Below are 13,699 nucleotides of genomic sequence, written 5' to 3' on the forward strand. Positions count from 1 at the left end.
AGGAAAGGTTTTTATCGTCGTAGTAGAGGCTGGGGAAATTGGGGAAAAACGGTGTACAGCGAGATTTTCTGCGGGAAATGACGTACACAGCGGGCTGTGGATTGTTTTTTTGTCGTCCACAGTCGGCGGGTGCCGTATTTTTTTCCACAGGGTTTGGGCTGTGCAATCCACAGGGAATTGTGGAAAATCCTATTCCCCGCGGATGTTGTTGTGCAGCTTTTTGATGACGTCCTCGGTTTCGCGGGAATTTTTGCGTTCCTCCTCGATTTTGTTGCACGCGTGCATGACCGTGGTATGGTCGCGTTTGAATATTTTGGCGATATCGGGGAAGGAATATTCCAGCTCCTGCCGGATCATGTACATGGCCATCTGGCGGGGATAGGCGACGTCCTTGGAGCGGTTCTGCGAGATCATCTGCTCGACCGGTATGTAAAAATAATTGGCGACCGCTTCCATGATGCGCTCGGGCGTGGGGTTGAGGCCGGGGTTTTCCGTGCGCAGCGCGTCGATCGCGTTTTCCGCCAGCTCAATGGTGATCGCCTCGTCCATCAGCTCGTGCATGGCCTTGATTTTTTTGACCGCGCCCTCAAGCTGCCGGATGTTTGCCTGGATGTTTTCCGCGATGTAGGTGGAAACATTGTCCGGCAGGGCCACGCCCATTTTGCCGGCCTTGTCGCGGATGATGGCGATGCGCGTTTCAAAGTCGGGCGGCTGGATATCGGCCAGCAGGCCCCACTCGAATCGGGTCTTCATGCGGTCCTCCAGGGTGTTGATCTCCTTAGGAGGGCGGTCGGAGGTCAGGACGATCTGCTTTTTCGCCTCGTACAGCGCGTTGAAGGTATGGAAAAACTCCTCCTGCGTGCGCTCCTTGCCGGCGATGAACTGCACGTCGTCCAGCAGCAGCAGGTCTACCACGCGGTATTTGTTGCGGAAGGCCTGCACGTTGCCCTCCTGTATGGCGGTGATCAGCTCGTTGGTGAAGTCCTCGCCCTTGACATAGATGATGCGAAATTCCGGATGGGTTTTGCGGATGACGTTTGCAATCGCGTACATCAGGTGGGTCTTGCCCAGGCCGGAGTTGCCGTAGATGAAAAGCGGGTTGTTTTCCGCCGCGGGATGCTGGGATACCGACAGCGCGGCCGCGTGCGCGAACTTGTTCGACGAGCCGACGATGAACCGCTCGAAGGTATAATCGTCGTAAGGGGAGGAGCTGGCGGTCGGCGCGGTGTATTCGCCGGTTACGACCACAACCGAGATCGGGTCGCCGAGAAGCTCCTGCAGGACGTTCTGCAGCGGGTCGATGAACCGCTGCTCGATGATCTCCTTTTTGAATTGTACAGGGGAATGCAAAATCAAACGGTTGTCCGCAAAAGAAACAACCGTGACATCGTCAAACCAGGCGGAAATGGTGGACGGTGAAAAATTAGGCTCCAGCCGTTCGAGCGCCATTTCCAGTATATTGTTGGCCATGGGGCGCCTCCTGTCGATATAAATACAATTCTATAATAGCATAATCGGGCGGCGGATTCAACGCAAATTGTTGATAAAACAAACTTCCCGCCGTTGTTGCCACCCCAATTATTGTGCTGTTTTTTTACCAATCCCCAAGATGTTGATAAGCGGCTGAAAACATAAAAAAACCTTGACATTCGGCGCTTTTTATAAGATAATAATTATTGTCTCATATTCTGCGGACAGGCAGCGGCATACGCCCGCGTCATGCGCCGGACCTATGCCGGTGCCCATCCGTAAATCCATCAAACAGGGAGGTGCTCGAAGTATGAAGAGAACGTATCAGCCCAAGAAGCGTCAGCGCTCCAAGGAGCATGGTTTCCGCAAGCGCATGCGCACGTCGAACGGCCGCAAGGTGCTGGCCCGCCGCCGCGCGAAGGGCCGCGCCAAGCTCACTGCGTAAGCTTGACTGGAAGCTGCAGCTTCCATGCGGGTTTTGATGAAAAGCCTGCTTTTCTATTTTCATCGCGCCTGCGGCGCGGAAGTGTTCGTAACGAGCCGCTTATGCTGTAAGCGGTTCGTTTTTTCTTAGCGGAAAACCGGCGCAGATCGTTTGGGCGGCGCCCGCCGGAGCGGAAAAGAGGCGTCCGCCAGCTTTGCAGTGTACTTAGATGCAAAGAGATTCGTTTTTCAGGGGCATCGGAAAAACGAGGGGTTTCAAAAATGAAAAATACGATATCCTTAAAGGAAAACCATGAATTCCGGCGGCTGTACCACCGCGGCGCATCGTCCGCGGGCAGGCATCTGGTGCTGTACTGTCGCAAAAACAAGCTGGGCTGTAACCGGCTCGGCCTGACCGTCAGCGCAAAGCTGGGCAAGGCCGTGCAGCGCAACCGCGTCAAGCGGCTGTTTCGGGAGGCCTACCGCTTGCATGAAAATGAATTTGCAAGGGGAATCGACATCGTGCTTGTCGCGCGCAGCCGCGCGGTGGGCGCGACCTATTTGGAAATCGAAAAATCGCTGCTGCGGGCGCTCCGCGAGAACCCGTCCGCCGCAGCACGGTCTTGAAACGCTTTATGCTGGCGGCGATCCGCTTTTACCGCCGGCATATTTCGCCCGCCAGACCGCCCTGCTGCCGTTATATCCCGACCTGCTCGCAGTATGCGATCGAGGCGATTGAAAAATACGGCGCGCTCAAAGGCGGCTGGCTGGCTTTCAAGCGGATTATGCGGTGCCATCCGTTTTCCAAACGGGGTCCATACGATCCGGTGCCGTAAAGGGGGAAAGGGGGGCGGCGCGGCCGTTTTCCATCCTCCGCGCGCTGCGGCGCGCGAGAAAAATTGAATTTCCTTCCGGCGGTGGCGGCCGTCCCCGCCGGATTACGGGAGGATTATAATGGGAGAAGCATTCGGTCTTATTATCGTCAGGCCACTCGGCCTGATCCTGCTGGCAATCTTCAAGGCGGTCGGGTCGTACGGCCTTGCCGTTATCCTGTTCGCGCTGCTCGTCAAGCTGATCTGCATACCGCTTGCCGTTAAGGGCAAAAAGAGTATGCTCGCAATGAGCGCGCTCAACGCGGAGCTGCAGCAGCTTCAGAAAAAGTACGCCAACAACCGCGTCAAGCTCAACGACGAGATGCAGAAGCTGTATGACAAGCACGGCGTCAATCCCATGTCGGGCTGTCTGCCGCAGTTCATCCCGCTGCCGATCATGATGGGCCTGTACTACGCGGTGCAGCAGCCGCTTAAGTTCATGATGGGCTTCAGCGACGAGGTTATCGCGAAACTGGCCAATGAGGTTGGCGTGGATATTGCGACCGCCGGCTATTACGGCCAGATCACGATTGCCGAGAAGCTGGGCGATATGTTCCAGAGCGCGGGCAACGTCTGGCCCGAGGCCATCACCAAAATTACGGACGGTATGGGCGAGCTGCTCAATATCGATTTCCATTTCCTCGGCCTGAACCTGGCGCAGACGCCGTCCATCACCCATCCCGGCTTTATCTGGATCATCCCGATCCTGTCGGGCGCGACCGCGTTCCTGTCCAGCTATGTCATGCAGAAGATGCAGAGCATGCCGAGCAGCGCCGCCGCCGGCCAGATGAAGATGCTCAACCTGCTGATGCCGCTGATGTCGCTGTATTTCGGCTTTATCCTGCCGGGCGCCATCGGCATCTACTGGATTTTCAACAACGTGTTCTCCTGCGTGCAGGAGATTATCCTGACCAAGTACCTGCGCGGCAAGCGCGAAAAGAAAGAGGCGGAGGAAGCCGCGCGCATCGAGGCCGCCAAGGAAGCCAAGCGCATCGCCAATCGGGAAGCGCAGCGGCAGCAGTCCCTGGAAGCCAAAAAGAAAAAGGGGGACAAATAAACCATGCAGAAATTCATTGAAACGACCGGGGAGACCCGCGACGCTGCGATCCAGGCCGCTTTGAAGCAGCTCGGCCTGGATCGGGACGACGTTTCGGTAGAAGTGCTGGATAACGGCAAAAAGGGCTTTTTGGGCATCGGCGCGACGCCGGCCCGCGTCCGCGTGACCTATGAGGTGCCGGACGAGCCGGTAAAGTCGGCCGAACCTGTCCACACCCCTGTGGAAAAGAAAAAGGAAGAGAAGCCGGAAAAGCCGAAAAAGCTCTCCATCACCACGGATGACGATACGCCCCGTCTGGTCAAGGCCGCGCCCGCGGACTTCGTGCCGGAAAAGCTGGAGGTGGAGCGCCCGCCGCGCCGCGAACGCCGCGAGCGCGGGGACCGTCCGCGCCGCGAGCGTCGGGAGCGCCGCCCGCGCGAGGAGCGGCCCATCACGCCGTCCGTTCCCAAAGAGCGCGAGCTGATTCCGGTTTCCGAGGAATGCATGAAAAAGGCCGAGGTCCTGGCGACGGATTTCGTCACCGGACTGCTGGAAAAAATGGGCGTGGAGGGCAAGGTCACCATCCTGCCGCAGGTCGAGTGCGACCAGCTCCGCATTGAGATTTCCGGACCGGATATGGGTCCGGTCATCGGCCGCCGCGGGGATACGCTGGACGCGATCCAGTACCTTGGCTCGCTGGTGCTGAACAACGCGCTGGACGAGCATGTCCGCCTGTCCGTGGATACCGAGAATTACCGCGTCAAGCGGATGGAAAGCCTGGAACGCCTGGCGCGCAAAATGGCGATGAAGGTCGTCAAGTCCCATCGTTCGATGACGCTCGAGCCGATGAACCCCTACGAGCGCCGCATTATCCATGCCGCGCTGCAGGATTTCAACGGCGTGACGACCTATTCGACCGGCACCGAGCCCGGCCGCCGCGTGGTGATCGCGCCTGACAGCAGCTATCGCCCGCATCACTGATTTTCGTGGGGGATAGCATTGATGAACGATACCATTGCCGCCATTTCATCCGCAGGCGGTCCGATCGGATTGATTCGGGTATCGGGCGAACGGGCGATTGAAGCGGTCGCCGCGGTTTTTGATGCGAAAAACGGGAAAAGCCTGACCACAGCGCCCTCGCAGAAGCTGGTTTACGGCACGCTGCGGGATAAGAATGGCAAGGTCGTCGACTGCTGCTTTGCGGTTGCGCTGCACGCGCCGCACACCTATACCGGCGAGCCTATGGCCGAATTACAGTGCCACGGTTCGACCGCGGTGCTCCAGCTTGGGCTGGATGCCCTGTTCGCGCAGGGCGTCCGCCAAGCGGAGGCGGGCGAGTTCACCCGACGGGCCTTCCTCAACGGCAAGATGGGTCTTTCCGAGGCCGAGGCGGTTCACGACCTGATTACCGCGCGCACGGCCGAGGCTGCGCAGAATGCGGCCGCGCAGGTCATGGGCGCGGTCGGCTCGCCGGTGCAGGAGATGCGGGGCGAGCTGATCGGCATGGTCGCGCATTTCCACGCGGTGGTGGATTTTCCGGATGAGGATATCGACCCCGTGCTGTTCGAGGACGCGGCCGCGCTGCTCCACCGCACGACCAGCCGCCTGTACAGCATGGCGGAAAGCTATGAGCGCGGGCGTATCCTGCGGGAGGGCATCCCCTGTGTGATCCTGGGGCGGCCGAACGCGGGCAAGTCCACGCTGCTCAACGCGCTGCTGGGACGGGAGCGCGCGATCGTGACCGATATCCCCGGCACAACGCGCGACCTGATCGAGGAGAACGTCAAGGTGGGCCAGCTTTTGCTGCGCGTGACCGATACGGCCGGCCTGCGGGATACGAACGATCCCATCGAGCAGGCGGGCATCGACCGCGCGATGGCGGAGGCTTCGGCGTCCGCTCTGATCCTTGCGGTGTTCGACGGCTCCCGCCCGCTGGGGGACGAGGATATGCTGGTGCTCGCGCGTTCCGCGGGGCATCGGGCGATCGCGGTGGTCAATAAGGACGACTTGCCGCGCCGGCTGGAGGAAAAGCTGCTGAAAAAGCATTTCCTGCATATCGTACCCCTGTCCGCCAAGACGGGGGAGGGCCTGCAGCGGCTGCTCGACCTGATCCCCAGAACGGTCGGCTTTGGCGACGGCGCGTTTGACGGCGCACTGATTACCAATTCCCGCCAGGCCGCCGCGCTGGCCCGCGCCGCGGAGCGGTGCGAGGCCGCGTTGTACGCCGCCCAGTCCGGAATGACGCCCGACGCCGTTGTGATGGACGCGGAGGGCGCGATTGCCGCGCTGGGTGAGATCACCGGCGAAACCGTGACCGAGGCTGTCGTCTCGCGCATCTTCAGCGATTTTTGTGTCGGTAAATAAACCGGCCGCCCGATGGAAATGCAGGGCCGCTGCTTCGGCAGCGGCCCTGTTTGCGTTTGCCGCTTTCTATAAGAGAATACGATCTGTATATTATAATATAAAAATAATATTATGTATTTAACAGAATCCACATTTGGCAGAAGTTATCCCAAGTTTACACAGAGTTATCAACAGCTATGCACAAAATAAAACACAGAAATACGGACACTTTGCTGTATATTATAGGACCATCCGGTCAGAAAAGGAGGATTGTGCGTCATGCTTTTTTTGTCTGAGCCGTTCGACGTTGCCGTGGTCGGGGCGGGGCATGCGGGGATCGAAGCCGCGCTGGCGGCGGCGCGCCTTGGCATGAAGACCGCCTGCTTTACGATCAACCTGGACGCGGTCGGCAATATGCCCTGCAATCCGGCGATCGGCGGCACGGCAAAGGGACATCTGGTGCGCGAGATCGACGCGCTGGGCGGCGAGATGGCGCGCGCGGCCGACGCGGCCTGCATCCAGTACCGCATGCTCAACCGCGGGAAAGGGCCGGCGGTGCATTCGCTGCGCGCGCAGGCCGACCGCGTACAATACAGAACGTATATGAAGCATGCGCTCGAACAGCAGGAGGGCCTGCAGCTCATGCAGGACGAAGTCGTTTCGGTGGAAACCGAAAACGGCGCGGTCAGCGCGGTCACGACCGCGATCGGCGCGCGCCATCCGGTCAGGGCGGTCATTATCGCAACCGGCACCTTTCTGGGCGGCCGTATCATTATCGGGGACTACACGCGGGAAAGCGGACCGGACGGGATGGCGGCGGCAGGCCCGCTGACCGAGTCGCTGCGCGCGCTCGGCCTGCGGCTGCAGCGCTTCAAGACCGGCACGCCGCCGCGCATCCACCGCCGTTCGATCGACCTTTCCGGCTTGGAGCTGCAGAGGGGGGAGGAGGAGATCATCCCCTTTTCGTTCGATACCGAACGGCCGCCGGAAAATCGGGCGGTCTGTTACCTGACCTATACGACCGGCAGGACGCATGAGATCATCCGCGCGAACCTGGACCGCTCGCCGCTGTACGGCGGCAGGATCGAGGGGGTCGGCCCGCGTTACTGCCCGTCGATCGAGGACAAGGTCGTCCGCTTCGCGGATAAGCCGCGCCACCAGCTTTTTTTAGAGCCGATGGGGCTTGAGACAGAGGAGATCTATGTGCAGGGCTTTTCCTCCTCCATGCCGTTCGACGTGCAGCGCGATATGCTGCATACGGTCAAGGGTCTAGAGCACGCCGAGATCATGCGGCCGGCTTATGCCATTGAATATGACTGCGTTGACCCGTTGGAGCTGCGCCCCACGCTGGAAACGAAAAAAATCAGAGGCTTGTATGGCGCAGGGCAGTTCTGCGGTTCCTCCGGCTATGAGGAGGCCGCCGCGCAGGGTTTGGTCGCGGGCATCAACGCCGCGCTGCGCCTCAAGGGGGAGGAACCGCTCATCCTCGACCGCGCGGACGGTTATATCGGCACGCTGATCGACGACCTGGTGACGCGCGGCACGAACGAGCCGTACCGGATGATGACCTCGCGCTCGGAATACCGCTTGCTGCTGCGGCAGGACAACGCGGACGAACGCCTGGTACCCATCGGCGTGCGCGTGGGGCTGAACCCGCCGGAACGCGGCGCGCGCGTGCAGCGCAAATATGAGCAGGTACAGCAGGAGATCAGCCGTGTGGCGTCGGTGGGCGTGCCGGTGACGGATGCGGTCAACGGCTTCCTCGCGGGGAAGAACAGTGCGCCGCTCAAGGCGGGCTGCAAGCTGATCGACCTGCTGCGCCGCCCCGAGCTGAGTTATGCAGACCTGGCGCCGTTCGACCCCGACCGGCCGGCGCTGCCGGCGGTCATTCGGGAGCAGGTCGAGATCCGCATCAAATACGCGGGCTATATCGACCGTCAGGAACGCGACGTGGAGCAGTACCGTAAGCTGCAGAGCCGTCCGCTGCCGCCCGAGCTGGATTACAGCGCGATTGATTCAATCCGCCTGGAGGCGCGGCAAAAGCTGAACGCGGTCAAGCCGCTCAACTTCGGACAGGCCGCGCGGATATCGGGTGTTTCGCCCGCGGATATTACGGCGCTGATGATCTACATGGAAACACGGTGGAAAGGAGGAAACGCATGAACGAGCGCATGCTGTTGGAGGACGGACTAAAGCAGCTTTCCCTTTCTTTTTCTCCACAGGCTGTGGAAAAATTGCTGCGCTTTTCCGATCTTCTGCTGGAGAAGAATCGGGTGATGAACCTGACCGCGGTGACCGATCCCACGGAGGTCGTGACGCGGCACTTCCTTGACTGTGCGGTGCTCGCGCCCCATCTGTCGGCTGGCCGGACCGTGCTGGATGTCGGTACGGGCGCGGGCTTCCCGGGCGTGCCGCTCGCCATCCTCTGTCCGGATACCGCGTTTACCCTGTTGGACGCGCAGCGCAAGCGCGTCGACTTCCTGCAGGAGACGATCGCGACGCTCGGCCTGTCCAACTGCACCGCTGTTCACGCGCGTGCGGAGGAGTTCGCCAAAGCGCATCGCGCCGCGTTCGACGTTGCGGTCGCGCGCGCGGTTGCCGAGCTGCGCGTGTTGTGCGAGCTGGTCCTGCCGATGGTCAGGGTGGGCGGCGCGTTCTATGCCATGAAAGCCGCGGACTGCATGGACGAGGTCGGTTCGGCCGCGCATGCGTTCGCTGTACTCGGCGCGCCCGCCGCCGAGCTGCTGCACTATACCGTGCCGCATGCCGGAGTAGAGCGCACGCTGGTCCGCCTGCAGAAGCGCGAGGATACGCCCGACCGTTATCCCCGCCGCTTCAAAAAAATACAGACCGACCCCCTGTAATTACAAAATGTAAACCCTCTGTTGAGAAATAACAGAGGGTTATTTTTTGTCCGAAAATGCACGGAAATGTGTGTTTTCTGATAGGAAATGACTGGTAACGGTCGAAAAAGCAAAGTTTTGCGGTCGATTTTCCTTGCCAAAATGTAATAATATGGTAATCTATTACCAAAGGACATAAGGAGGTAATGAATTTGATGTCGGTTTTGACACTTGTGACAGGAAAAGAGGACCGTACATTACGCCGCATCCGCGTGAGCGATATTGCGCGCAACCCTAATCAGCCGCGTAAATATTTTGACCCCGAGGCGATTGCCCAGCTTGCGGAGAGCATCCGTCAATATGGGGTGCTCAATCCGCTGACCGTGCGGCGCGCGCCGAACGGCGGCTATGAGCTGGTCGCGGGGGAGCGCCGGCTGCGCGCGGCCCGCGTGGCGGGACTGAATGAAGTACCCTGCCTGGTGATTGCCGCGGATTCGCAGGATTCCTCCGCGATAGCGCTGGTGGAAAACCTGCAGCGGCGCGACCTGGACTTTTTCGAGGAAGCGAACGGTTTTAAGCGGCTGATCGACCAGTACGGCTTGACACAGGAGGAAGCCGCGCGCAAGGTCGGCAAAACACAGTCGGCGGTGGCGAACAAGCTCCGTCTGCTCCGCCTTTCGCCGCAGAATATGGAGATGATCCGCAGCGCGAACCTGACCGAACGGCACGCCCGCTGCCTGCTCCGTCTGGAGCAGGAGGAGGACCGCATCAACGCGACCAAGTTTATCATCGAGCATGATTTGAACGTCAGCCGCGCGGAACAGTATATCGATACCCTGCTAAAGGAAAAGGAAACGCCGTCGGGACAGGAGCGCAAGGTGATCCGGCTGATTAAGGATGTCCGCTTTTTCCTGAATACGCTTAACCGCGCGGTCGGCGTTATGGTGGACGCGGGCATCGGCGCGACCGTCGAGCAGCAGGAAAGCGACGACGGGCTGACGCTTACCATCTGCATTCCGCATGCCCGCTGCAACTGATTTTGATATTGATACGGCAGTGTTTCACGTGAAACAAAAATCTTGGGTTGTTTCATGTGAAACATTGCTGTTTTTTCTTTGCTTTTGACTGGCGTTGTGCTATAATAAAACCCGTAAGAAAATAAGGGAAAGCCGAGGAGAAAAACGCTTATGGGTAAAATCATCGCGTTCGCCAATCAAAAGGGCGGCGTCGGCAAAACAACCACGGCCATCAATCTTGCGGCCGCGTTGTTCGAGCGCGGCAAGCGCGTGCTGCTGTGCGACTTTGACCCGCAGGGCAACGCAACGTCCGGCTTTGGCGTTGATCCGCGCTCTTTGAAGACCTCGATCTATGATCTGATCGTCGCGGACGAGCCGGATGTGAAAAGCGCCATTGTATCGACCAAATGGGTCGATCTGATCGGCGCGAACGTTAACCTGGCAGGCGCGGAGCTGGACCTCATCATGATGGAGGGACGGGAAAACCGTCTCAAGGGCGTGCTCGACCGCGTCAGGGAAGAATACGATTATATTTTCATCGACTGCCCGCCCTCGCTGGGACTGCTCACGCTCAACTGCCTCTGTGCGGCGGACAGCTTCCTGGTGCCGCTGCAGTGCGAATATTACGCGCTGGAGGGCCTGAGCCAGCTGATGACGACCGTCCGTATGGTCAAAAAGAGCATGAATCCGTCGCTCGCGCTGGAAGGCGTGCTGCTGACCATGTTTGACGGACGTACCAACCTGTCCATCCAGGTGGTCGAAGAGGTGAAAAAACACTTTCCGGGCGAGGTATTCTCGTCAGTCGTGCCGCGCAACGTGCGCCTGAGCGAAGCGCCCAGCCACGGCAAGCCGATCACGGATTACGACCGGATGTGCCGCGGCGCGGAAGCATATCTTTCCCTCGCGGATGAAATACTGAAAAAGAATAAGCAGGAAAAGGGGAGAGTCTGATGTCATCGAACAAAAGGGGACTGGGAGGCGGTCTGTCCAATCTGTTCGGCGGCGATGTCGCAGACCTGAGCGCCGCGGGCGCGGCGTCGGGCGGCGTCACCCAGCTTTCCCTTTCCAAGATCGAGCCAAACCCCAACCAGCCGCGCAAGGTCTTTGACCCAACCGCGCTGGAAGAACTGGCGGAGAGTATCCGCCTGCACGGCGTAATCACACCGATTACCGTGCGCGCGGGGGAGAAGAGCGGCTACTACCAAATCATAGCCGGCGAGCGGCGCTGGCGCGCGGCGCGGATGGCGGGGCTCAAGGAGATACCAGCCATGGTACTGGAAGCGCGGGAAAGCGAGATCATGGAGCTGGCCCTGATCGAAAACCTGCAGCGGCAGGACCTCAATCCCATTGAGGAGGCCGAGGGCTATGACCTGCTGATGCGGCAGTTCGGGCTGACGCAGGAGGAGGTCGCGCGCCGCGTGGTCAAATCGCGGCCGGCGGTAGCGAACGCGCTGCGCCTGCTGGCGCTGCCCGACGAGGTGCGCGTCATGGTCAGCGAGGGCAAGCTGTCCGGCGGGCATGCGCGCGCCGTGCTGGCGGTGTCCGAAGCGGACAAACGTGTGGAAGCGGCCAGACAGATGGCCGGCATGACCGTGCGGCAGGCCGAGGCGTTGGCGAAAAAGCTGAACAAAAAGCCGGTGCAGAAGCCCGAAAGCGCCGGTTTTTCCGTGGATTACCTGTCCGAAGCCGCGCGGGAGCTGGAAAGCGCGCTCGGCCGCAAGGTCGGCATCCAGCAGGGGAAAACAAGCGGCACCCTGACGCTGGAATATTATGGTTCGGACGATCTGGAACGCCTGATCGAAGCGCTGCGCAGCCTGCGCGTATAAGGAGGAAAACATGGACGAGCAGAAAAAAACGCCGGACGGGTCCAAGCCGGAAAAAAAGCTCAGCCGCACGACGCTTACCTTTTATATTATCGGCCTGTTCACCGTGGCGCTCGCGCTGATTTTAATCAGCTATATCGCGCAGGCTCGCGCGGACAGGCAGCTTGACACGCTGACCAACCAGTTGACCGAGCAGCAAACGGTCGCGCAGGGCGCGACACAGAAAATGGAAGACCTGCAAAAGCAGTTCGACGCGCAGAGCAAGGCGCTGGACGGCGTGCGCAGCGCGCTCGACAGCGAGCTGGCGCAGACCGATGTGGTCGCCGCCGCCACGCTGCGCATGGAGGAGCGCGACGTATATGCCGGCTTGGCGCGCATCAGCGCACAGCTTCTGTCGGAAAACACGGCGGATGCGGTGCGGGAATACGACGCGTTGGTGGAAAAATACGGTGCGGAACGCCTGCTCGGCAGCGCCGCGGAAAATTCGTTCGGCTCGGATATCAACAAGTTATTTGAAGCCGTGCAAAAACAGATAGAGGATTTAACAACAGAAGAATAAAAAGGAGAAACGTAAAATGCTGGATATCAAATTTGTCCGACAGAATCCGGACGCGGTGAAAGAGAACATCAAAAAGAAGTTCCAGGACGAAAAGCTGCCGCTCGTTGACGAGGTCATTGAATTCGACGCCAAATTCCGCGCCGCCAAGACCCGCTGCGACGAGCTGCGCGCCCTGCGCAACAAAAAGTCCAAGGAGATCGGCGGCCTGATGGCAAAGGGCCAGAAGGACGAGGCCGAGCAGGTCAAGGCCGAGGTCAAGGCCATGGCAGACGAGATGGCAAGGCTGGAAGAGGAGGAAAAGACCTTTGCCGAGGAAGTCAAAAACCGCATGATGGTCATTCCGAACATCATTGACCCGTCCGTGCCGATCGGTAAGGACGACTCGGAAAATGTGGAGCTTGAAAAGTTCGGCGACCCCGTTGTTCCGGATTATGAAATACCGTATCACGTCGATATCATGGAATCCTTTGACGGCATCGACCTGGACGCCGCCCGCAAGACCTCGGGCAACGGCTTCTATTACCTGAGAGGGGACATCGCGCGTCTGCATTCGTCCATCCTGTCCTATGCGCGCGACTTTATGATCGACCGCGGCTTCACCTATTATATCCCGCCGTTTATGATCCACGGCGACGTGGTCAAGGGCGTCATGTCCTTCAAGGAAATGGAGAACATGATGTACAAGATCGAGGGCGAGGACCTGTACCTGATCGGCACCTCCGAGCATTCCATGATCGGCAAGTTCATCGATTCGATCAACGACGAGGATACCCTGCCGCAGACGCTTACCAGCTATTCGCCCTGCTTCCGCAAGGAGGTCGGCGCGCACGGCATCGAGGAGCGCGGCGTTTACCGCATCCACCAGTTTGAAAAGCAGGAAATGGTCGTGGTCTGCAAGCCGGAGGAATCCCCGATGTGGTACGACAAGCTGTGGCAGAACACGGTGGACTTCTTCCGCTCGCTGGATATTCCGGTGCGCACGCTGGAGTGCTGCTCGGGCGACCTGGCCGACCTCAAGGTCAAGTCGTGCGACGTGGAGGCATGGTCGCCGCGCCAGAAGAAGTATTTCGAGGTCGGCTCCTGCTCCAACCTGGGCGACGCGCAGGCGCGCCGTCTGGGCATCCGTGTGCGCGGCAAGGATTCCAAGGAGCTGTACTTCGCGCATACGCTCAACAACACGGTCGTCGCACCGCCGCGCATGCTGATCGCATTCCTGGAGAACAACCTGCGCGCGGACGGCTCGGTGGCCATCCCGCAGCCGCTTCAGCCGTATATGGGCGGCAAGACCGAGATCCGCAGAAAGGGAGAATAAGG

At 59.7% G+C, this 13,699-nt stretch carries 14 protein-coding genes; 13 read left to right on the forward strand and 1 reads right to left on the reverse strand.

Annotated features, from left to right (window positions below; genetic code table 11):
- Positions 1–189 precede the first annotated feature (189 nt).
- The gene (dnaA, locus tag ACYQ3S_RS05620; protein ID WP_459687716.1) at positions 190–1,470 is read right to left on the reverse strand and encodes a chromosomal replication initiator protein DnaA; all 1,281 of its coding nucleotides are present in this window, start codon (positions 1,468–1,470) and stop codon (positions 190–192) included.
- Positions 1,471–1,780: 310 nt separating this feature from the next.
- On the opposite strand from dnaA, the gene rpmH reads away from it, so the two are divergent.
- From rpmH to serS, 13 genes are all read left to right on the forward strand, one after another.
- Positions 1,781–1,915 carry a 50S ribosomal protein L34 gene (rpmH, locus tag ACYQ3S_RS05625; RefSeq protein ID WP_054326593.1) on the forward strand — a complete coding sequence of 45 codons (135 nt, stop codon included), beginning with the start codon at positions 1,781–1,783 and terminating at the stop codon, positions 1,913–1,915.
- Between the two features lie 260 nt (positions 1,916–2,175).
- Positions 2,176–2,520, forward strand: coding sequence for a ribonuclease P protein component (gene rnpA / locus ACYQ3S_RS05630; RefSeq protein ID WP_459687717.1), 345 nt, complete (start codon positions 2,176–2,178; stop codon positions 2,518–2,520).
- Positions 2,517–2,729, forward strand: coding sequence for a membrane protein insertion efficiency factor YidD (yidD, locus tag ACYQ3S_RS05635; RefSeq protein ID WP_054326591.1), 213 nt, complete (start codon positions 2,517–2,519; stop codon positions 2,727–2,729). The genes rnpA and yidD overlap by 4 nt, the downstream gene beginning before the upstream one ends.
- A 118-nt stretch (positions 2,730–2,847) precedes the next feature.
- On the forward strand, positions 2,848–3,822 hold the full coding sequence (locus tag ACYQ3S_RS05640; RefSeq protein ID WP_459687718.1) for a YidC/Oxa1 family membrane protein insertase: 975 nt from the start codon (positions 2,848–2,850) through the stop codon (positions 3,820–3,822).
- A 3-nt stretch (positions 3,823–3,825) separates the two neighbouring features.
- Complete coding sequence (gene jag / locus ACYQ3S_RS05645) at positions 3,826–4,782, forward strand: RNA-binding cell elongation regulator Jag/EloR (protein WP_459687719.1); 957 nt, start codon at positions 3,826–3,828, stop codon at positions 4,780–4,782.
- Between the two features lie 21 nt (positions 4,783–4,803).
- The gene (mnmE, locus tag ACYQ3S_RS05650) at positions 4,804–6,165 is read left to right on the forward strand and encodes a tRNA uridine-5-carboxymethylaminomethyl(34) synthesis GTPase MnmE (RefSeq protein WP_459687720.1); all 1,362 of its coding nucleotides are present in this window, start codon (positions 4,804–4,806) and stop codon (positions 6,163–6,165) included.
- A 258-nt stretch (positions 6,166–6,423) separates the two neighbouring features.
- The gene (gene mnmG / locus ACYQ3S_RS05655; RefSeq protein WP_459687721.1) at positions 6,424–8,307 is read left to right on the forward strand and encodes a tRNA uridine-5-carboxymethylaminomethyl(34) synthesis enzyme MnmG; all 1,884 of its coding nucleotides are present in this window, start codon (positions 6,424–6,426) and stop codon (positions 8,305–8,307) included.
- Entirely contained in the window at positions 8,304–9,008 is a 705-nt protein-coding gene (gene rsmG / locus ACYQ3S_RS05660) for a 16S rRNA (guanine(527)-N(7))-methyltransferase RsmG (protein WP_459687722.1), read from the forward strand. The genes mnmG and rsmG overlap by 4 nt, the downstream gene beginning before the upstream one ends.
- A gap of 194 nt (positions 9,009–9,202) precedes the next feature.
- Positions 9,203–10,024, forward strand: a complete 822-nt coding sequence (locus tag ACYQ3S_RS05665) for a ParB/RepB/Spo0J family partition protein (protein WP_054326586.1) — start codon at positions 9,203–9,205, stop codon at positions 10,022–10,024.
- 150 nt (positions 10,025–10,174) lie between these two features.
- Positions 10,175–10,954: a ParA family protein gene (locus tag ACYQ3S_RS05670; protein ID WP_054326585.1), complete on the forward strand. Its 780-nt coding sequence runs from the start codon at positions 10,175–10,177 to the stop codon at positions 10,952–10,954.
- Positions 10,954–11,829, forward strand: coding sequence for a ParB/RepB/Spo0J family partition protein (locus ACYQ3S_RS05675; RefSeq protein ID WP_459687723.1), 876 nt, complete (start codon positions 10,954–10,956; stop codon positions 11,827–11,829). The genes ACYQ3S_RS05670 and ACYQ3S_RS05675 overlap by 1 nt, the downstream gene beginning before the upstream one ends.
- A 10-nt stretch (positions 11,830–11,839) precedes the next feature.
- The gene (locus ACYQ3S_RS05680; protein WP_459687724.1) at positions 11,840–12,385 is read left to right on the forward strand and encodes a hypothetical protein; all 546 of its coding nucleotides are present in this window, start codon (positions 11,840–11,842) and stop codon (positions 12,383–12,385) included.
- 16 nt (positions 12,386–12,401) lie between these two features.
- A complete protein-coding gene (gene serS / locus ACYQ3S_RS05685; RefSeq protein ID WP_459687725.1) occupies positions 12,402–13,697 on the forward strand; it encodes a serine--tRNA ligase in 1,296 nt (431 codons plus the stop codon).
- Positions 13,698–13,699: the final 2 nt, after the last annotated feature.

The organism is Agathobaculum sp. TL06, assembly GCF_054658635.1.